Below are 21,208 nucleotides of genomic sequence, written 5' to 3' on the forward strand. Positions count from 1 at the left end.
TTATCTGCCTCTTTCCATCGGAGACAAGTAGTATGCACAGAACGGAATCTTCTTCCCATCTTTATACACATGCAGGCTGCACTGGCGCAGGCGCTCGATATCGAGATTTCCGGCATCCTGAAACACCATGGATGTGATCGTGAAGCCGTGGCTTTTTGCACGCTTTAAGAAGTCCTCCATATTTGTTATGTCAACCGACTCCTCTCCACAGCAGCAGGATTCTGGTTCGGGCTGAGTTCCGCCACAACCGCAGTTTCCTGGTTCTGGTTGAGTTTCGCCACAGCAGCAGCTTTCTGGTTCGGGCTGAGTTCCGCCACAGCAGCAGCTTTCTGGTTCTGGCTGGGTTCCGCCACAGCAGCAGCTTTCTTTTTCCGGCTGACTTTCTCCACAACAGCACGTCTCTTCCAGATCGCGCCGTTCCCAGCGCCGTCCGACAAATTCACGGTTCTTCTCCGCCGGATCCGGACCGCAGCAGCAGCCTTCGCCCTCCGGTTCTGTCTCGGTTTTTCCACTATAATTTGTCAGCGGCATCAATTTATCCCCAGGCATCACGATGAAATCCCCGTGGAACCCACACATCGGGTGATCGCAGCAGGATGGCGCGATCTGTTCCTCTTTGATAAGCCCGCCGCTCTGGCTGACAACCGCCTCCAGAAGCTCATCCAGCGTATAGCGGTCATCATCCGCCGGAAGCTCCGGGATACGTCCAAAATAGCTGACCGGCTGGAAATGCACGCCGCGCACATACGGCGACCGCTGAATGGCAAACCGGATGATGTCCCCGATCTGCTCCGTATTGACGCCCGGAACAATGACCGGAACAAGCGTCACGCCGATTCCATACCGGCCGCACTGCTCGATCGCCCGTTTTTTCACTTCCAGCATCGGGCGGCGCCGCAGTTTTTCATATACGGCATCGTCCACGCCGTCAAACTGCATAAATACAAACGAAAGTCCCGCATCCGCCAGACGCTTTACAAATGCTTCGTCCTCCGCCAGGCGCAGACCGTTGCTGTTTAACTGCACATATTTACAGCCCGCCTGCTTCGCATACGCCACGATCTCCGGCAGGTCGTCCCGCACTGTCGGTTCCCCGCCGGAAAGCTGCAAAAGTGTCTTTCCCGGATCCGTCAGGTCGTCGATCCAGCGTTTTACCATGTCTAAGGACGGATCCTTGGTCCCGTCCGGCTCCGCAAAACAGAAGGTACAGTTCATATTGCACCGCGCTGTGATCTCCAGCAAGGTACAGCAGGTGGCGCGTCTGTGCTCCGCACACAAACCGCAGCCCGCCGGGCAATTTAGATTTTCATTTTCTCCCACCGCCGGACGTTCCCCGCGCCAGTCGGCAAACTTGCGCTTATTTCTCCAGATTATACTGGAAAATGTCCCGTGATCCGGGCAGGTTTTTACCAGATATATCTGCCCGTCCCGCTCTTCCCGCTTTGCCGGAATGCGTTTTAAACAGACCGGACAGACACTGTATGTATGGCGCATTTCTTCTGGCAGGAGGGCTCTGTCCTGTAAGTTCATTACCATCGTCCTTCATCCCCTTATCTCAATTCATTGCAATTCTCCCATGATGAAGCCAGCCGCAGATGGGCTGTGTTCTCATGTTCACACATGGCAAATCCCCGCAGCCAGCCTGTCTCACCTATCCTTTTCAGATCCAAAAGCATCTCTCATGAATCATACTTATATCTACTTATCTTCCAGCTCTCTCTCCACATCCGCCATACGCCCTTTTACCAGCGCTTCCGGCAGATATACCTCGCCGCACTTCGGGCAGCACAGGATCTCGGTGTGGAAATTGTGCCCCAGATAGTCAAAAAATGTGGATTTCGGCACCATCTCCACCTGACACCGGCGGCAGATGACTTTTTTCTCCAACGCCTCTTTGATCCGCTGATCTCTTCCGCCTCCATCGATCGTCGGCATACTCATCACTCTCCTTCCAGATTCATGCGGTGGCTGTAGCCATTCCAGAGCTTATAACCGCCGTCCGGCAGCACCTCGTACTCTGCCCAGTAGGTCATATGCTGGATCTTCAGATGCCCGATCCGATGTCCCGTCTCCGGGTCGATAATACCGCGGTCTTCCCGCTCACAGTGTTCAATGACCTGCTCCATATCTTCGATCAAAATCTGACCCGCTGACAATTTGCGTTCCAGCTCCTTCTCAACTTCTAATTTCATATGTGTTTCCTCTTCGATCGTCTCATTCCAGTACGTCTTAAGCAGTTCCCGTTTCGCCGCCAGGCGGTTGTGCCAGCGCTCCGTCACCGTCGCCGCCGGGCGCCCCGCGCCATTTAACCCAAACAACAGATCGAGGATATGAACCGCCTCCTTGCCCTGTCCGGCAAAGGACTCCCGGCAGTTGACGCAGTAGGTCACATACGGCAGTTCCTCCTCTTTTGCACGGGAAGTTGTCATATAGCTTGTGTGGCTCGGAGAAGCAATCCCGATATGTCCGCCGTATCCGCAGCAGCGCGCCTTTTTCCCGTCATACGGCAGATTTTCCCACGTAATCCCCGCCGCATCCGCCAGATGGCGTACACTCTCCTGCAATTCCGGGTAATAGCGGCTGGCGCAGGGATCAAACAAGGCATACGACTGCGCTTGCTGGGTACTTCCTGCTTCCATTTCACCCTTTTCAGCATTGTCCGGTTCCAAAGCAGCATCTTTCTCCACGCCCCACTCTTCCATCACTTCCGCCAGAAAGACAACCGGAAGCTCCGGCAGGTATTCTTCAAACATCTTCCGGCAGTTCGGGCATGCTAAAACCACTGTCGGTTCGCCAAGCTCTCTCCACTGCCGCCGCATTTCCTCCAGATGTGCCGCGTGGATGTCCACTTCGCCTGCCCACTCGGCAGGCGCACCGCAGCAGGTCATCCAGATCGCCGCATCCGGCTTTTTGGAACGCAGCCACTCATACGTCCGCGTCACATAGCGCGGATCCGAACCGGCGAGCTGGCATCCCGGAAAGAATGCATAGGAACTCTTCTTAACATTCTCCGGTTTCCGCGTAAGCCCCGCTTTTCCGGAGGCATACGCCATGTCGCGCAGCCAGAAATCGTGGAATGGCCACGGCATCGCGCCTTTTTTTTGCATTGCCCGCATACTGTCAAGCAGAAACTGGCTGAAATCGATATGCTGCGGACAGACTTCCTTGCAAAGCCCGCAGTGGTCGCAGGTGCTGATCAGTCTGGTCGCCCACGTACCATCGCGCGATAACGTACCGGGATGGATTGTTATGTAAACTTCTTCATACAAACGGCGCGGTGTTTTCTCATGCAGGCGCATCAGATCACAGGCACGCATACAAGCATCACACGAACACTTCTGGCAGCGCGTGATCTCCTGTATCGCCTCTTCCTCCGTATACGATTCCCCGTTTGCCGGAACCACCCGATCGGCACGCTCGATCCCATTCGTTTGAAGATTTAAAAGTGTCCCTTCCTTTCGAAATGGCTCATTCATACCGCCCGTTTTCAGATACCGTTCGATCGCAAGCGAAACCGCCAGCCCATCTGCCAGCGCCTTCATGCTGTCGCCGCCTGTCAGGGAACCTCCAATGAAAACGCCCGGTGTCCGGGTTGCAAATGCGCCGTCCGGGTCCATTTCCAGACCAAAGTCCGCGCCATCTGCCCCAGTTGCCACATACACGGCATCATAGTCCGCCCGGAGTGCCTCCAGATCCGTTACCGTTTCACCGAGATGGCGTGAAAATTCCTCAAACTGGAACTGTGCCTCGATCTCCGCATCAAATTCCGCCGGATCCATCTGGTTTCTCGCCTGACCGCCCAGAACCATTTCCCGCTCATAAACCGTTACCTCGTACTTTTTATTGCAGAGACGCAGTGCACAGCCAAGCCCCGAAAGACCGCCTCCGACGATCGCGATCTTTTTTCCTTTCGACGGCAGGTTATACGCATTCGGTGCTTTCCGCTTCGCGTACTCGACAGTCGCCCGCTCTAAAAGCCCCATCGCGATCCCCCCGTCCAGCTTCGCACGCAGACATGCCTTCTCGCACGGATGGCTGCACAGCTTCGACACAATATCCGGAAATCCCACCGTATTCTGATAGGTCCGGTACGCCGCGTTGAAACGTCCCTTTTTCCACTTTTCTTCCAGCCCCTTGATATCCAGCCGGAACGGACAGGCTGCCTGGCAGAACGGCGGCTCGTTCTGATGGCATTTCTCCGCCAGCGTCTTCTCAAAATCTTCCAAATAGCTCACAGGGCGGACCTCCCTTCTTTTCTCCTGCATTTATCGTTACTGTTCACGCATACGTGCCCAGTAACGGAATTTGCCGTGGCTTCGCATTTAAATACCACAAATTCCTGCTGCCACCACGTTTTCTTACGGCACTTTCGGTTCCAAAAGTGCCTACCCGTGAACAGTAACCATTTATCCTCTCCCAGAATCATTTATCCCGTCCTCCATCAATAAGTAAAAATTCCAGGAGCCAATTTTAATACTTTTTATTATACACCATAACCAAAGAATATGTCTTGGCACATTCTCGCGCCGAGCGCGGTCGCTTGCGACAACCTACATCTTCGCGCGAGTGCGCATCATCGGCACGTTAGTGCCTTTTTGCGTAATAGGGAATTCCAAGGAATTTCCTATTACACAAAAAAGCCGCTGCAAAACCTACCTCTCTAAACATAGATTCTGCAGGTTCGCAGCAGCTTTTATTTAATTCTTATTTACAATCACGCGATACGCCTTGCCGCAGCTGCCCGCTTCATGTGCAGCCACGCATTCCTCTTCCGAATCGGATTAGAACGGACGCTCAGCTGTCGGATCATCCAAGGATACGTAGAAGCTCTGGGTTCCTACCTGTACCGGATTCTCTTTGATGTTCTCCAGTTCCTCATACATATCGGAACCAAGGAAGTATTTCTTCGGCTCGTACGGTTTCTCGCCCTTTGCGATTGCATCCAGACCAGCTTTTACCTTCTCCGGAAGTGCCGGGATCTCATGGATACGTACGCCGCAGGCATTGTAGATACCATTCAGAACTGCACAGTGGCCAGATGCCTGGAATGCCTCAGAAGCACCTGAAGAACCGAACGGACCATCAGAGATAGCGCCATCAATATGAATCAGGTTGATATCATCCGGAACATCCTTGATGTAGGAAGTACCAGCGCCAAACATGTTCGCATGTTTCTTAACGTCTGCGTAGTCCTCTTTCAGGGCGAAGCCGATACCATGCATGATACCGCTGTATGCCTGACCGTTAACAGCATCGATATTACCGATACGTCCAACGAAGTCAACACAGGTGAATTTCAGAACGGTAGTCTTACCGGTCTTGGTATCAACCTCAACCTCTGCCAGGTTCAGGCAGTATGTGAATGCCGGAGTCGGGTCGCCGATACCGGTATTCGGATCCAGACGGCACAGACCCGGAGTTGTGTTGGTCTCATAACGGCCAAGATACTTGGTCTCGATGCCTTCTGCCTTCATCTCATCATAGGTACGAAGTGTACCATCTTCTTTTCTCATAGCTGCCAGAAGCTTGTTAGCTGCGATGATGGTTGCATTACCATCCATGTACAGGGAACGGCTGGCACCAGCCATACCGGTATCCGGACAGGTCTTGGTATCATTCTGAATCAGCTGGATATCTTCTGGTGTCAGATGCATTTCTTTCAGAGCTTCCAGTGTTACTACCAGAGAACCGGTTGTAGCACCCTGGCCCATTGCATGCCATGTGTCGTATTTGCGGATCTTGTTGCCCGGCATAAGCTCAAGAGCAACCTCAGCGCTGTCGCCGCCGCCCTCAGTAACGTTGAAGCCGCCCCATGCGATACCAACGCCTCTTCTCTTCTCCGGTGTGTCAGCCGCTTTCGCATCAGCCACCGCCTTCTCATAGATTGGACGCATGGTATCCATGATCTTCTCCATCGGATACTGCGGATATACATAGCTGTTGATATTCTTATCGCCTTCACGGCAGATATTCTTATAACGGAACTCGAACGGATCCATGCCCAGTTCTTCTGCCATCATATCCATCAGCGGCTCGCTGAGTGTATATGCCTGCGGAGAACCGTAGCTTCTGTAAGCAGTACCAAATGCATGGTTAACGTTCGCTACACGAACCAGACCTGCTACGTTCGGTACATTGTACGGGAAGAAGGTGAAACGTGCCGGTTTGGTCATAACGTCGTCACCGCCCCAGGAGTAAGCGCCGTGGTCCATACCGATATCAAATTCAGCAGCCAGGATCTTACCTTCATTATCACATGCCAGACGGCCATTGGAGTATGCCGGGCAGCGTTTGCCGCTGAAGTGCTGATGCTCTTCATAGGACATGGACAGGGATACCGGCTCGCCGGTAACTACGGTACAAGCTGCACACAGTGCGATATCGCCTGCGTTGGTAGACCATCCAAAGCTTGCGCCGGTCGGGTTCATGATGATACGGTATTTATCCTTCGGTACACCAAGGCAGTTACCCAGACGTCCGATCGAGGAGTATACACACTGGGATTTACACTGAATGGTCAGCAGGCCATCATCGCCCCAGTAAGACTGAAGTACACAACCCTCGATGGAAAGATGCGGCTCACGGGAGGAGGAGAAGCTTCCTTCTACTACATGCGGTGCTTTGTCGATTAAGTCTCTTACCTCTTCTGCATCTTCCAGACCTGCTCCCTTTAATACCGGCTGCTCGCAGAAGATGTTCGGAGTATCCTCATGGATACGGATAGCATCCGGCATAACTGCATCCAGATATGTCAGATACTCTGGCAGCTGCTCGTATTCCATCGTAACCTTAGCGGCTGCTGCACGAGCCTGACGATGTGTATGAGCTACTACCATAGCGATAACATCACCGTAACGATAGATCTTCTCATCCTGAAGAACTTTACGGGATGGTGTCATAACAGTACTTCTCTCATGGAACTGACCCTCAGCCATGATGTTAGTTCCGCCTGCTGCGATGAGGTCTTTTGCTGTGATAACCTTAACAACGCCCGGCATCTTCTCAGCTTCCTCAGTATGGATAGCCAGAATCTTTGCATGATGGGTAACCTTCGGCTGAACGATAGCTGCATATAAAACGCCCTGCGGCATCTTAAGAGCCTGATCATCGCCGTAGTCGGTCAGACCACAAACCTTACCAAGTGCATCCTGACGAACAACCGGTTTTCCGTAGTAGTTGCCATCTTCCGGATTGTGGAACTTGATATCCTCGATGCTGCACTCGCCACGCATAACCTTAGCTGCAGCCATAACTGCATCTACAATCTGTTTGTATCCGGTACAACGGCATACGTTTCTTGTCTTCTGGAACCAGTCACGAACCTCTTCACGGGTCGGATCCGGGTTCTGCTCTAACAGAGCATATGCGGAAACGATGAAGCCTGGTACACAGAAACCACACTGTACAGCACCGCAGTTCATCCATGCAACCTGTAACGGATGCAGATGCTGCGGAGTACCGATACCCTCGATGGTGGTAATCTTGGAATACTCTTCTACCTGGCTGATTTTCTTGGTACAGGAACGGATTACCTGTCCGTTCAGAATGATGGAACATGAACCGCAGACACCGGTTCCACATCCAACCTTAACACCGGTCAGACCGATCCGGCGCAGAACATCTGACAGTTTATCGTTTTCCGGATCGCACATAAACATACGATCAACACCGTTGATGTTCAACATCATTTTTCTTAATTTCATGCTGTTTCGTCCTCCTTCTTTAAAATAAATAGAGCCCTGATGCTTCCGACTATCCTTCCGCATCATACCCAATACTTACGATTCCTTAGTCATCCGCGTTTTCCAGCATCTCTGCCAGATCCGCCAGATCCACGCCATAGTCCTCCAGAAGTTCTCTGGCCTTGCGGTAGGTATTCTCTACCACCTGGGGACACCGAAGTGCCTTGTTGGCCATGTTATCTCCTAAAATCGAATGACAATCACTTCCTCCATAGATTTCACCATAGTTTTCCTGAAACCAGTCTGCCAGTTCCGGTATCATCTCGCTGTATGCCGCTTCCGGCTCAAAGAGCGCCATCATCATCGCCGCACCGGTCAAAGCTCCGCAGGTCAGCCCGCTTCTGACTCCCAGACAGAGTGCTGCAGATGCCTTCAGAAGGCTCGGGTTCTCCTCGCCCTTAAGGGTAAGTCCCAGCGAAACAAGTGCCTGACTGCAGCAGCTTCCCGATAAAAGCAGCTGGTTCAGTTTTTTAATATCCGGCTCCATCCGCACCTCCTGTTCTTAGAAACACAAAAAGAAAAGCGGCACCGCCTCTGAAAAGACAGTACCGCTTAACGTATCCGAGTTTGTATATACATCTGCACCTATAGATATGGATACACCTATATCTATACCTATACCTATCTGTCAGCACATATATACCCTATCTATACAAGAAGCCTGACAGCTTCCCGTATCCATCGATGTAAAGCGAATCTCTCTTTCTTTTCAAATGCGGAAGGCACTTCCATTTCCAGATGTACCCATTGGCCTGACTGCATACGGTTTCCCGCTTAGCAATTTCGGCTCGAAAAACAGATTGTTTCTATTTTGGTTTTGATACCTCTATGGTACTCTGCTTTTCATCGAAAGTCAATCTCATTTTTCATAATTTTGAAATTTTTTACATCGACAGGACACTTGTTCGCCCCTTATTTTACCTCAATACGGGATTTTCAACATGCTATTTTACCCTTGTAATATCTGTTTACTTACAGAATTTCAGCATAACTTCCGTTCAAATGTTGTGTTATTTGAAGATTTGTATTCTTCCTTTCTGCTATTTGATCGAGTATTTTTTAAAAAAATAACGGTTCACACGCTTTCATAATTTTCCATTTTCATTTGTTTAAACGTGAATTTTGTTCATTTGGATTTCACTTATATGAAATTTATATCTTTTTGATTCATAATCAAACATGAATATCTGTTATTTATCCGCTATAAATCCTCACATTTTTAAGTATCTTTTTTTCATTTTCTTTTTCTGTTTTAGATTTTATTCTGCAGACCATTATTTTTTATTTCAGATAACGCAAGCATATTTAAGAACAGAATTTATGCACATACAAATTCCGCATCGAAAATGTGATTTGCATAAATTTTTTCTTATTTATAATCCGTACAAATCCTACTTTCTCCCCGCAAAATACGCCTGCAGGTTCTCCCCTACATGCTCCAGATGCCGCTCCATCTCCCGGCGCGCCAGTGCCCCGTCTCCGGCTTCAATCGCTGCCAGAAGACTTTCGTGTTCATTTTCCCGGACTTCGTCAGAGCGGACTGCTGCCTGAGAGATGCGCGCATAAGCGTCCTGGTCGGTCAGGATAAGCTTTAACATCCGCAGGATAGACGGGCTGCCTGAGAGATGCGCGATCTTCAGATGGAACGCCAGATCTTCCTCGCTTCCCGCCCTTCCATGGCGGATTGCATAGAGATAGTCTGCCTGCAGATCTTTTAATTTCTGAAGTTCCTTCGGCTCAATCCGCTCTGCACATGCCTCCGCCGCATATCCTTCCAGGAGTTTCCGCACCAAAAGAATATCCTCCAGCCCGCTTTCTGTCTCCATCGACGCCGCCTCGATAAGCTCATTCGCCGCCTTCATCTTCTCCCGGCGTGACCGTTCTTCTTCCAGAAAGCGTTCGCCCTGCGGCGTCAGGATCCGCCCCTTGTTCTGCACCTTGACAAGCAGCCCTGCTTTCTCCAGCTCCAGAAGCTCCCGCCCAATGCTGGCGGACGGAAGATGCAGGATCTGCGCCAGCTGGAGTGCTCCCGCCGGGGTGTTTAAGTCCTGCATGGCTGTCAGTATTTCAAAGCTGCTGTTTCGTTTTTTCCCTGCCATTTTTCCACCTCAATACTCTGTACTATTTCTATGATTGTATCATCATTTCCGATTCGTGTAAATCATCCCTTACTGTATCGTACGGAATTTTCAGTTCAGAAAATTCCCACCTGTGAACCGTTACAAGCAGGCTGCAGTTTGACAGCGAAAATGCCATAAAATAACTAAAAAAACGAACCGCAGGGTACATTTTCTCACTCTGCGGTCCGCTTTGAATCTAAAATCATTTCAGATTTTGATCCATCTGTTTTTATTTATTACTTTTTATCTACATTGATGAACAGATAAGGAAGCCCTACGGAGTAGTACTGGATACCGCTTACATCCGGATTGGTCATAACGGCTACAGACTGTCCGTAAATCGGGAACAGAACACACTGATCTGCCAGCGTCTTCTCACAGCCAACTAAAGCTTCCCAACGAGCATCCTGGTCGAGTGCCAGATCGCCCTTCTTTGCGGACTGGATGGTTGCATCGTAGTCTGCATCGGAGAACTGGGAGTAGTTGGTGGAGCTGCCGGTTATCCACATATCCAGATCAGTCATCGGATCTGCGTAGTCCGGACCCCAGCGGGTAAGACCGATATCATATTCACCTTTCTGCATGTATTCCAGACGGGCTTTCTTCGGAAGTACCTGAAGTTCGATGGTCAGACCCGGCAGATTGTTCTGCCACTCGCTCTGTAAGAACTGTGCAACAGCCTGTGCAGAATCGGTATCTTCACACATTAAAGTGAAGGATAAGGAATCTTTGCCAAGCTCGCCAAGACCTGTCTTCCACAGCTCTTTTGCTGCCTCTACATCGTAGGTCCAGCTGTCGTATGCGCTACCTGCTGCCTCACGGAAATCTTCGCCCCTTTCATTGGTTGCAAGGCCCTGCGGTACGAAGTAATCCATCGGTGTGGAACCATCTTTCAGAACACGGGTTGTGATCGCTTCTTTGTCATACGATTTTGCCAGTGCCTTACGGATATTTACATTGTCAAGCCCCTCTTTCTTCATGTTCGGGGTCAGATACCAGTTGTAACCGTCACTTCTGGTGGAGAATCTCGGATCATCCTCATACTGCTCTACCAGGTTACCGCTTAAGGTTACAACGTCCAGATCGCCATTTTCAAAAGAAAGGGCTGCTGTCTGGCTGTCGGTAATGATCGAGAACTCAACACCGTCCAGTTTGACATCGGATGCACCGAAGAACTGATCATTCTTTACTAATTCTACCTTCATGGCAGACGGCTCATAGGAAGATACCTTGAACGGACCATCTGCTAACAGGGTATCTGCGGAAGTTGCAAAGTTGCCGCCGCAGCTCTCTACAAATTTCTGATTTAAAGGCAGGAAGCATGCGCCGGATGCCATCAGGTAATCAAAGATAGCACACGGGGAGCTTAAAGTTACGACTAATGTCTTATCGTCCGCTGCCTCTACACCCAGTTCCTCAACCGGTTTTTCACCTGTTGTTACCTCTTCTGCATTTGCGATGCAGGCGGTTGTGATAAAGAACTGGTAATCACTTGCAGTTGCCGGATCGGCTACTCGTCTCCATGCGTAAACGAAATCGTTTGCCGTTACCGGATCGCCGTTGGACCATTTTGCGTCGTCACGGATCTTGAAGGTCAGGGTCAGACCATCCTCGGACTTCTCCTCACTCTCCGCCACGCCGTAAACCGGAGCACCTGACTCATCCTTGGTCATCAGCCCCATCATAAACTGGGAGATAACACCACTGGATGTGTAGTCGTTGGAAAGTGCCGGATCCAGGGAGTCTACCAGAGTGCTTGCCTGATAGCGAAGCACCTTGCCGCCCTCAGCCGAGCTGCCGCCCTCTGCGCTTCCAGATTCAGCCGCTGCTGTCTCTGTTGTCTGGGTCGATCCGCCGCAGCCTGCTAAAAGTCCAGCAAACATAGCAGAAGCCAGCGTCCACGCCATTACTTTTTTTAGCTTCATAATACTTCCTCCTTTTTTGTTTTTTTAATAAAACCAAACCATTCCCGTTTCATGCTGCATTTCCTGGTCCCGGCTGTCTATCCTCATTTGTCTGCTGGTTCGGCTCATCTATAAAATCACCCGCTAAACAGGTCATTTTATCACATTTATTATGGTTGATTTTGTGCCGGAATGCATCGGCTTTCTTTTAAATCTACACCCATTTTTCCAAATCTGCATCGGTTCCGCGCACAAAATGTGTGCCCTCAATCTGATGCATCGTACCTGCGCCGTAATCCAGGCCGCTCGTCTTATAATCATAGTGCAGTGCAATCCGGCTGCGCTCTACCACCGGGTTCGGGTTCGGGATCGCCGAAATCAGGCTTCGGGTGTACGGATGTACCGGATGGGAGAAAATCTCCTCCGTCGTGCCCGTCTCCAGAAGGTAGCCCAGATGAAGAACGCCGATGCGGTCGGAAATATATTTAACCATCGAGAGGTCGTGGGCGATGAAGAGGTATGCAAGCCCCGTCTCGTCCTGGATGTCCTTCATCAGGTTGACAACCTGCGCCTGAATGGACATATCCAGCGCCGAGATACACTCATCGGCAATGATCAGCTTCGGGTTCATGACAAGCGCCCGGGCGATGCCGACACGCTGCCGCTGACCACCGGAAAACTGATGCGGGTACCGGTTTGCATGTTCCGGCGCCAGACCTACCTTGTGGAGGATGTCTGCCACCATCTCGGTCCGCTCTTTCTGGGAATGGTACCGGTGATGGATATCCAGCCCCTGTGCAATGATATCCGCTACTTTCTGGCGCGGATTTAAACATGCCATCGGATCCTGGAAAATCATCTGCATATCACTTCTGAGTCTCGCCTCTGTCTGGCGGCTCATTTTTCCGGAAATATCCATCCCGTCAAAGGTAATTTGTCCTGCGGTCGGATCGTAGAGGCGGATCAGCGCCCGCCCGATCGTCGTCTTTCCCGATCCGGATTCCCCCACAAGACCATAGGTCTCGCCCGGATTGATATAAAAACTGACATCCTCAACCGCTTTTACGGTAAATTTCCGGCTGACCGGAAAGTACTGCTTGAGTCCTTTTACTTCCAGAAGGGGCTTTTTGTTTGTCTCTGTCACTGCACTCATGCGATTCCCCCCTCTTTCTTCATTCTCTCAATTCGATCCCGAAGCTCCGGCGGCATATCGACCTTCGGCGCCTTCGGATGCAGCAGCCATGTCGCGGCGCTGTGTGTCCCCGATATCTTGAACATCGGCGGCTCCAGACGACTGTCAATGTTTAACGCATATTTATTCCGCGGTGCAAACGCATCACCCGTTACCTTGTGAAGCAGGTTTGGCGGGCTGCCCGGGATTGTGTAAAGACGTTCGTCGTCCGTTCCCAGATCTGGCATCGCGGAGAGAAGTCCCCATGTGTACGGGTGGCGCGGATCGTAGAATACATCCTCGACCGTGCCGCTCTCGACGATCTTGCCTGCATACATGACGTTGACATAATCGGCAACCTTCGCAACGACGCCCAGATCGTGCGTGATATAGATAACCGACAGCTGCCGTTTTTTCTGAATCTCCTGAATCAGTTCCAGAATCTTCGACTGAATCGTAACGTCCAGCGCCGTCGTCGGCTCGTCGCAGATTAAAAGTTCCGGATCGCACGCCAGTGCGATCGCAATGACGATTCTCTGGCGCATACCACCGGAGAGCTGGTGCGGATAGTTTTTGATTCGCTTCTCCGCGTCGGTGATGCCGACCAGTTTCATCATCTCCAGCGCCTTCTCATATGCCTCTTCCTTCGGTGTATGGTAATGCCAGATCATGCCTTCCATGATCTGTTTTCCAACCGGCATCAGCGGGTTTAAGGAGGTCATCGGATCCTGGAAGACCATCGCGATCCGTTTTCCGTTGATATGACGGCGGATTTCCTCTTTTTTCATCTGCAGAATTTCTCTGGTGACCCGTTCCTCCGGGTTACGGTAATATGAAAATGTGATCTGTCCGCGGTCGATCGTTCCGTTCTTTGCCAGGATTCCCATGATCGCCTTCGCAGAAACCGATTTACCGGAACCGGACTCCCCAACGATTGCAACCGTCTCGCCCCGGTTTACCGTCAGGTTGACGCCCCGGACGGCATTGACCACTCCGGCTGTCGTCTCGAAGGAAATGTCCAGATTCCGCACTCGTAAAATTTCTTCTTTTTTCTCCATGCCATTTCCTCCTACATATCCTTCATCTTCGGATCCAATGCATCACGCAGACCATCCGCCAGCATGTTAAAGCACAGCATCAGAAGTCCCATGACAATTAACGGGAACACGATCATGTACGGATGGCTTGTAAAGTTCTGATATCCACTCGAAATCAGGGAACCCAGCGAAGCCATCGGCTCCGGCACACCCAGGCCAATAAAGGCTAAGAATGCCTCGGTAAAGATCGCATGCGGGATCGAGAACATCGTCTGTGTAATCAGAGGACCAAAAATATTTGGTAAAATCTCTTTGAAAATAATGCGGAAACTCTTTGCTCCCAGCGTCCGGGAAGCAAGCACATATTCCTGCTCTTTCAGCTTTAAGACCTCCGCGCGGGCGATTCGGCTCATGCCCAGCCACCCGGAAAACATCAGGGCGAACGTGATGGACATAAGCCCCGGTTTCATGACTAACAAAAGCAGGGTAACCGTGATCAGGTACGGAATACTGTTTAGTATCTCAACGATACGCTGCATGATCATATCGACTTTTCCGCCGAAATATCCGGATACAAGTCCATACGTCAGACCAAACGCAAGGTCGATGAATACCGCCAGAACCGCTACATAGAGACTGATCCGCGTTCCGCTCCAGGTCCTGGTCCAGAGGTCGCGTCCCAGCGAATCGGAACCAAACCAATAGTAGGTATCGGTCAGATCGTTGCTCTCATAATAGTTGATTTCTTTACTTCCGGTGGATGTACGGATCGTCTCAGAACCATCTAAGATACCCATATTTTCCAGTCCCGGCACTCTCGGCGCCATGTTCTGGTTGGTAATAATCTGCTGATCGTAGGTAAACTGGTTCATGTGAGGTCCGACAAGCGCCATCACAATCAGAAACAGAATACAGACAAAGCTGAACATTGCGCCCTTATTTTTCTTAAACCGTGCAATTGCCTCTTTCCAGTAGCTCTGGCTTGCAAAGTTTGTATCGACATGTTCAAAGCCATCTTTGTGCTGGAATTCAAAATCATCGTCCAGAAATTCGATCTGGCTTAAATATTCTTCGGGTGATAACACATGCTCCCGAACGGAAGCCGCATCCCCGCCTGTCATTTTCTCATCTGTCTTTTCGTCACTCCGTTTTTTCATGCCATCACCTCTCAATCCGATTTCTTCGCCAGACGGATTCTCGGATCGATAATTCCGTACAGGACGTCAACCACCAGCATCAGGACAATGTACATGACACTGTAGATAAATGCCAGCGAAATCGTCACGTTGTAATCGTTGGACTGAATCGCTGCAATCATTAAGCTTCCGATGCCCGGAATCGAGAAGATCTTCTCGATAACCAGGGAACCAATCATCAGATCGACAACCAACGGCGCCAGTACCGTAATGATCGGGATCAGCGCGTTTCGAAGTGCATGGCGCACCAGAAGCGGGCGTCCCGTGATTCCCTTGCTCTCCGCAAGCAGCATGTAGTCGCTGTCCAGCACCTCCAGAAGGGAGGTTCTCGTAAATCGAGCCACCGTCGCTACCGTAAACATCGACAGCGCCAGCATCGGCATGATCGACGATGCGAAGAACTTCTTGCCGTCAAACAGAAGCGGCAGCCACTGTGCCTTGTAGCCGATGAAATATGCCATAACCAATGCAAAAACATAGGACGGAAGGCTGACGCCCAGAACTGAAATCACAGTACAGATGGTATCAAGCCAGCTATTTTTCTTGAGCGCTGCCAGAATACCTAAAATCAGTCCGACTACCGCACCGAAGGAAACTGCCTCCAGTCCGATTCCAAAGCTGACCGGCACACGGTTCTTTAACAGAACCGAGATGGAGGTATCCTTGGAGATAACATACGATACACCAAAATCGCCCTGCAGCAGGTTCTTCACATACGTGAAAAACTGTACGATCAACGGTTTGTCCAGTCCATATTTCTTCGACATCATCGCAATCTGATCCGCGGTCAGCTTTTCATCGTTGAACGGAGATCCCGGCATCAGCTGCAGCAGCATAAAAAGTACCAGGATGATGATCAGAAGCGTGACAAGAGAAATCATGATACGTTTTCCGATATATTTCTTCATGTCCGTACTCCCTTCTTTCTTATATAATACGTCTCTCTCCTTCTCTTATAGCCCGGATATTCTTTCAGCTCCGAAGTATAAAATAAGACAAACGGTTTTATCTCTCTATTCCTGCATCCACACGCGCATATGCGTCATGCCACGGTTGCACCATGCATAGTACGGAATTGCCTGCAGGGTTACCATCTCCTCCGGTGCCGCATCTTCTGCATAAAGCGCCGGATTAACCGCCGTTTTCTTCCGGCAGCCCGTCACGCGCAGCGCCACGATACCTTCCAGCAGATCCGCCTGATACGGAAGCGCTTCAATCTTCGCCTCCCGCGGAATCCGCAGTGTTTGAAGATCCTCTCCGTTGTCCACGCCCTCAAAGGTGTAGATGATTGGTCCGCATCTGAGTGCCACGCATCCGGCATCCGCCCGCACCATCGGGTGTGCATAGACCCGCTCCGGCTCCATCTCCATCTCGCAGGAAACAGTATCACCAGGCTGCCAGCTTCTCTGGATCATCCAGTAGCCCTTGTCTGTCTTGACTGCCCCGGAAACCGGTATGCCATTGACCTTTACCTGCATCTGATGGCACCAGCCCGGATAACGGACTGCCAAAGTAAATTCTGTTCCCGCCTGCTCCGGTTCTACCGTGTAGGTAACGGAGCCGTTCCACGGATATTTCGATGTAAGCGCTATCTTCACGCCGCCCGCCGTTTCAAAGGAAGCCGTTCCCCCGACAAACAGGTGGGAATAGATCGTATCTTCACTTGAAGACCATACATAAGAACCAAGTGAAGTCATCAGACGCGCCAGGTTCGGAGGGCAGCATGCACAGTCATACCAGCCGATCCGCTCCGGCGTGTACTCTTCCTCGCCGTATGCGTTGGTCGGCATGCCCGGATTGGCTTCAAGCTGATTGATATAAAAGAATTTCGTTCCGTCTAACTGCATGCCGCTGATGGTTCCGTTGTAAATCTCCCGCTCCAGAATATCTGCATACCGCGCGTCCGGATCCGCCTCCAGCATCTGTTTCGCGAAGAAGCAGACCCCCACCGCCGCACACGTTTCCGCGTAAGCGGTATCATTCGGCAAATCATAATCCACGGTAAATGCCTCGCCGTAATAGGTGGAACCGATTCCACCCGTTATGTACATCCGCCGGTCTACCATGTTGTCCCACATCTTCCGGCAGGCTGCCATCAGCGCCTCATCGTGATTCTGCGCTGCCAGGTTTGCCGCCGCCGTCAGAAGATACATACAACGGACCGCGTGTCCTTCCACCGTATCCTGCTCACGCACCGGCTTGTGATTCTGCATGTAGGACGGCGGCTGCTTGTCCATGTAATCGGTGCGGCTCCAGCTTCTAGCCGCCGCTTCTTTATGGAAGAACTCCGGATCCCGTCCGCGCTCATCGATAAAATATGCCGCCAGCTTCCGGTATCTCTCTTCCCCGGTTGCCTGATAAAGCCGCATCAGTGCCAGCTCGATCTCCTCATGTCCCGGAATGCCGGTTACTTTGCCTGCTTCCCGTCCGAACCGCCGATCGATATGATCGCACAGCTTGCAGCAGATATCTAAAAGCTTCGTCTTTCCCGTCGCCTGATAGTACGCGACGCCTGCCTCCGTCATATGTCCGGCACAGTACATCTCATGGCAGTCCGTCAGGTTCTGCCACCTATGTTCCGGCTCCGCCGCAATGAAATAGGTATCCAGGTAGCCGTCCGGCTGCTGCGCCCGCCCGATCAGGTCGATGATCGCATCGGCACGCGCCTCCAGCTCTGGATTTGCCTCGACGGTCAGTGAGTACGCCACCGCCTCCAGCCATTTCGCCAGGTCGCTGTCCTGAAATACACGCCCGTAATACGTTCCTTTCTCATCTCCCGCTGCAATGCGGAAGTTTTTAATCACATGGCTCTTTCGGATTCCGGACACCTCATCGTGAAGCACCCGTTCCTGATACGGAATCATCGTGTGAATTACCACATTCTGTACCCGCGAAAAGAACGGGTCATCTATCTTTACCTGTTTCAAATCAATGAAACTTGTCTCCTTTTTTATCATTCACAGAAAACCTCCTGATTTATTATTCACTTATCCGTAAGCGCCTATCAATAATCTGAAAAAGACTTCTTTTTTTGTATGTTTTCTTATAAGTATACCATTCAAATAGTGGAAAAGCGATCTAACACATTTTGCATATTATAGAAAAGAATACGCGTATTTTTATAGAACAAAATCAGCCTGATTTCATTCTTTCTTTTTCTCTGATTTTTCTTCATTTTTCATTCATCCCCTCTTATTTTCCCAAGTAGAGTGTTTTATTTCAGCAAATATAAGGGATTTCCCAAACAGATTCTTGCTGTTTTTCTTTCTATTTGATATAATAAAATTGATATTTTAAATTTGTTTAACAACCTGACAAAGTTGTCCTGTTTTTCGTTTGCTTCTCTGCGGTTCAGACAGGATTCCTGTTACGTGGCTGTTTTTATTTAAACGGGAGTACATACATCATGAATTTTATTAATTTAAACTGTCCACCCCTTCCTTATTTTATCGTCGGAGGCGGATGTGTTTACCGCCCCGGCGATATCCATGAGCGCCGGACGATCCGAAATGTCTTTGATCTTATCTATGTTCACAGCGGAACTTTATATCTCGAACAGGATCCGTTCCGCGTTGAACTGAATGCCGGGCAGTTTTTTATCATTACCCCCGATACCCCGCACCGCGGCAGCCGCGTCTGCCAGGAAAAGACCACGACGAGCTGGGTGCATTTCTATACCAACGGCAAATACAGCCTGTCCGATGAATTTTACCCGGACAACGTAACCCGGCGCGCCGCGCCGAAATTTTACTATTCGCCGCAGAATTTCATTCTCTCCCTGCCGCGCACCGGCACCGTGCCGGAAGCCAACCGGGAGAAGCTGGAAAAGTATCTGCAGCGGATGAACCTGGTTTCTTTCAGCAAATACACACAGAAAAAGAGCTTTCCGTCCTCCGTGCGGACGCCGTTTGAGCTCCAGAATGATTTCATTGAATTTCTCCAGGTTCTCTATGCGCCGTACTGCTACAGCCGCGAGAAGGAAAGCATCGCCCGGACGCTGCGCGACTATCTGGATGCCCACTACACGGAGGAGATCTCCTTAAACGATCTGGCGCGCCAGTATTCCTACAGCCCGTCCCACTTAATCCGCAGCTTCCACCAGGCATACGGTGCCAGCCCGATGCAGTACCTGAAAAAACTGCGGATCGAACACGCCTCCCAGCTTCTCCTCCACTCCGACGCCACGATCCAGTCGGTCGGTGAGATGGTAGGACTGCGGATCCCATCCTATTTTATCCGCGTATTTAAGCAGGAGATCGGCATCACCCCGGCGCAGTACCGGATGTTTTACGCAGAAGAGAATGGGGGGAGTGAGGCGCCTTAGAGGCGATTCACAGCTGGTGTTTTTTACTATCTATTTGTTTTCGTAAGAACTGTCATGAGCGTGGCAGTTCTTTTTTATACACAAACCAGTGAACAGTTTTTTAATGTATCTATCAGTTCCTCTACATCAGCTATTGTTTAAGCCAGTTATCCGCACATTGAAAATCCTTTATATTTAATGTGACACTGTGTGTATACAAAGGAGGAAATTCCGAATTGAAAACTGTCACGATTAAACTTCGCATTCATAAACTTTTGGCTGAAAAGCGTCTGACGAAATACCGTTTTATCGCCATGACCGGGCTTGGCTATAAAAATGCCAGCCGGATTCTGGACAATGAAACTGAATCCATCCGCTTCAGCACCATCGCCCGCATCTGCTCCGCACTGGACTGTACGCCCGGCGATCTATTTGAAGTTCATGAGGAAGAAGATCCTTACGATGGAATGTATTAAACATTCGGAAACAAGTAATTTCATGTGCGGATCGCACGCCAAAAAAGAGCTGTCAACCGACGGTTTGCACCGGCTTTTGTGACAGCTCTTTTTGGTGATCCTATTTTTAAAAACAGAAGCGGTACCGCCTCTGAAAAGACAGTACCGCTTAACCTATCCGAATATTATATATAAGGTGTCCACCAGCAAGATACCTTACCAGTCATCCCGTCCATACTCTTCCCGCTCATCCAGGGCATCATCTACACCATCGGCATATTCTGAATCCCGGCGGTAGCGATCCCAGTCATAATCATCACCTTCCATAACATCATCATATCCTGCATCATAAGCCGCATAGGGATTCTGGAGATTCTTTTGCACCGGTGGTATTCCCCTCTGCGCAGGTGTGTTTTTACGACTCCGTTGTTTCAGTTCCCACAAGGGATCCTCTTCTATCCGCTTAAGATATTCCTCATGGCTTCTGGATTCCTCTTCTTCTTTTTTCTTCTGTAATTCTATCAGCTCAGCCCGTTCTCTTTTTTTACGTTCCTCTTCTTCCCGTTTACTTTCTTCTATCTTCTCTGCCCAGTGCTGTTCACAGTATAAGTCATCGAAGGCCAGATTGTAACATCCTTCCTCCCGGCACTTATACGGATACAGCAGGATCATAAGAAGTCCACAGCCCATCGCACAGATAAGCAGCGTACAGAGAGTCTGGCGATGCTTTCCAAACCAGTTTTTCATTCCTGCTGCCAGACGGTTTTCTTTTTTCTCTGTTTCCTTCTCAGATTCAGGACTCTCTTCTTTCTTTTTCTTCCGGGACTCCATCCACCTGGTCAGTTCAGCATCCAGCAAAAACAACGGTATCAGACATGTAAAGGTGCCAACAAACAGCATCAAAGCATTGCCCGAATCTCCATGCACGCTTCTCGCATACTGGTAATGGCACTCTTCGTCATACCAACTATACAGACTCCAGGCATATACCCCCAGAATGCCAAGCAGAACCATCCATTTTATCTGCTTTTCTTTCCTCAGGATTCTCATGACGAGAAGCGCTCCTGACATAGTAAACAAGAAACCTATCTTTAGATACACCGGTGCCTCCACAAGGGAAATCCAGGCCGTATATGCCGGATAAAAGATGCCCATAACCACTATCACAATCATCAGAATTCCAGACTCCATAGCTATACCCCCTATTAAGTCCATCTTACCACAAATACGGATGCTTAGGTGGGTTATTTATGCCCCTTGAAGCAAATATCCACTTATGA

At 50.2% G+C, this 21,208-nt stretch carries 15 protein-coding genes and 1 riboswitch; of the genes, 2 read left to right on the forward strand and 13 right to left on the reverse strand.

Going from position 1 to position 21,208, the window contains the following annotated elements; translation table 11 throughout:
• From trsS to DWZ76_RS02250, 12 genes are all read right to left on the reverse strand, one after another.
• Entirely contained in the window at positions 1–1,536 is a 1,536-nt protein-coding gene (gene trsS, locus DWZ76_RS02195; protein WP_118471677.1) for a radical SAM (seleno)protein TrsS, read from the reverse strand.
• A 162-nt stretch (positions 1,537–1,698) separates the two neighbouring features.
• Positions 1,699–1,935 carry a DVU_1557 family redox protein gene (locus DWZ76_RS02200; protein ID WP_022360474.1) on the reverse strand — a complete coding sequence of 79 codons (237 nt, stop codon included), beginning with the start codon at positions 1,933–1,935 and terminating at the stop codon, positions 1,699–1,701.
• Between the two features lie 5 nt (positions 1,936–1,940).
• The gene (locus DWZ76_RS02205) at positions 1,941–4,235 is read right to left on the reverse strand and encodes a pyridine nucleotide-disulfide oxidoreductase/dicluster-binding protein (protein ID WP_182431253.1); all 2,295 of its coding nucleotides are present in this window, start codon (positions 4,233–4,235) and stop codon (positions 1,941–1,943) included.
• 546 nt (positions 4,236–4,781) lie between these two features.
• On the reverse strand, positions 4,782–7,703 hold the full coding sequence (locus DWZ76_RS02210; RefSeq protein WP_022359117.1) for a molybdopterin cofactor-binding domain-containing protein: 2,922 nt from the start codon (positions 7,701–7,703) through the stop codon (positions 4,782–4,784).
• Positions 7,704–7,788: 85 nt separating this feature from the next.
• Positions 7,789–8,229: a DVU_1555 family C-GCAxxG-C-C protein gene (locus DWZ76_RS02215; protein ID WP_107000907.1), complete on the reverse strand. Its 441-nt coding sequence runs from the start codon at positions 8,227–8,229 to the stop codon at positions 7,789–7,791.
• Between the two features lie 199 nt (positions 8,230–8,428).
• Positions 8,429–8,548, reverse strand: a riboswitch (molybdenum cofactor riboswitch).
• Positions 8,549–9,133: 585 nt separating this feature from the next.
• Complete coding sequence (locus tag DWZ76_RS02220; RefSeq protein ID WP_118471681.1) at positions 9,134–9,841, reverse strand: FCD domain-containing protein; 708 nt, start codon at positions 9,839–9,841, stop codon at positions 9,134–9,136.
• Between the two features lie 257 nt (positions 9,842–10,098).
• Entirely contained in the window at positions 10,099–11,787 is a 1,689-nt protein-coding gene (locus tag DWZ76_RS02225; RefSeq protein WP_243017752.1) for a peptide ABC transporter substrate-binding protein, read from the reverse strand.
• 193 nt (positions 11,788–11,980) lie between these two features.
• Complete coding sequence (locus DWZ76_RS02230) at positions 11,981–12,919, reverse strand: ATP-binding cassette domain-containing protein (RefSeq protein WP_107000910.1); 939 nt, start codon at positions 12,917–12,919, stop codon at positions 11,981–11,983.
• Positions 12,916–13,995, reverse strand: coding sequence for an ABC transporter ATP-binding protein (locus DWZ76_RS02235; protein ID WP_118471685.1), 1,080 nt, complete (start codon positions 13,993–13,995; stop codon positions 12,916–12,918). The genes DWZ76_RS02230 and DWZ76_RS02235 overlap by 4 nt, the downstream gene beginning before the upstream one ends.
• Before the next feature lie 11 nt (positions 13,996–14,006).
• Positions 14,007–15,131 carry an oligopeptide ABC transporter permease gene (gene opp3C / locus DWZ76_RS02240; RefSeq protein ID WP_227589457.1) on the reverse strand — a complete coding sequence of 375 codons (1,125 nt, stop codon included), beginning with the start codon at positions 15,129–15,131 and terminating at the stop codon, positions 14,007–14,009.
• Positions 15,132–15,142: 11 nt separating this feature from the next.
• A complete protein-coding gene (locus DWZ76_RS02245; protein WP_022359124.1) occupies positions 15,143–16,078 on the reverse strand; it encodes an ABC transporter permease in 936 nt (311 codons plus the stop codon).
• A gap of 105 nt (positions 16,079–16,183) precedes the next feature.
• Positions 16,184–18,127 (reverse strand): beta-L-arabinofuranosidase domain-containing protein, encoded by a 1,944-nt coding sequence (locus DWZ76_RS02250; RefSeq protein ID WP_118471687.1) that lies wholly within the window; start codon positions 18,125–18,127, stop codon positions 16,184–16,186.
• Positions 18,128–18,576: 449 nt separating this feature from the next.
• Here DWZ76_RS02250 and DWZ76_RS02255 point away from each other — a divergent pair, with 449 nt between their 5' ends.
• A complete protein-coding gene (locus DWZ76_RS02255; RefSeq protein WP_117796802.1) occupies positions 18,577–19,494 on the forward strand; it encodes an AraC family transcriptional regulator in 918 nt (305 codons plus the stop codon).
• Positions 19,495–19,709: 215 nt separating this feature from the next.
• Positions 19,710–19,949, forward strand: coding sequence for a helix-turn-helix transcriptional regulator (locus tag DWZ76_RS02260; RefSeq protein WP_022359127.1), 240 nt, complete (start codon positions 19,710–19,712; stop codon positions 19,947–19,949).
• 195 nt (positions 19,950–20,144) lie between these two features.
• Here the strand turns inward: DWZ76_RS02260 and DWZ76_RS02265 are convergent, their stop codons facing one another.
• Positions 20,145–21,119, reverse strand: a complete 975-nt coding sequence (locus tag DWZ76_RS02265; RefSeq protein ID WP_118471689.1) for a DUF308 domain-containing protein — start codon at positions 21,117–21,119, stop codon at positions 20,145–20,147.
• Between the last annotated feature and the right edge of the window lie 89 nt (positions 21,120–21,208).

This window comes from Clostridium sp. AF35-15, from assembly GCF_003477745.1.
Lineage (GTDB): Bacteria > Bacillota > Clostridia > Lachnospirales > Lachnospiraceae > Otoolea > Otoolea fessa.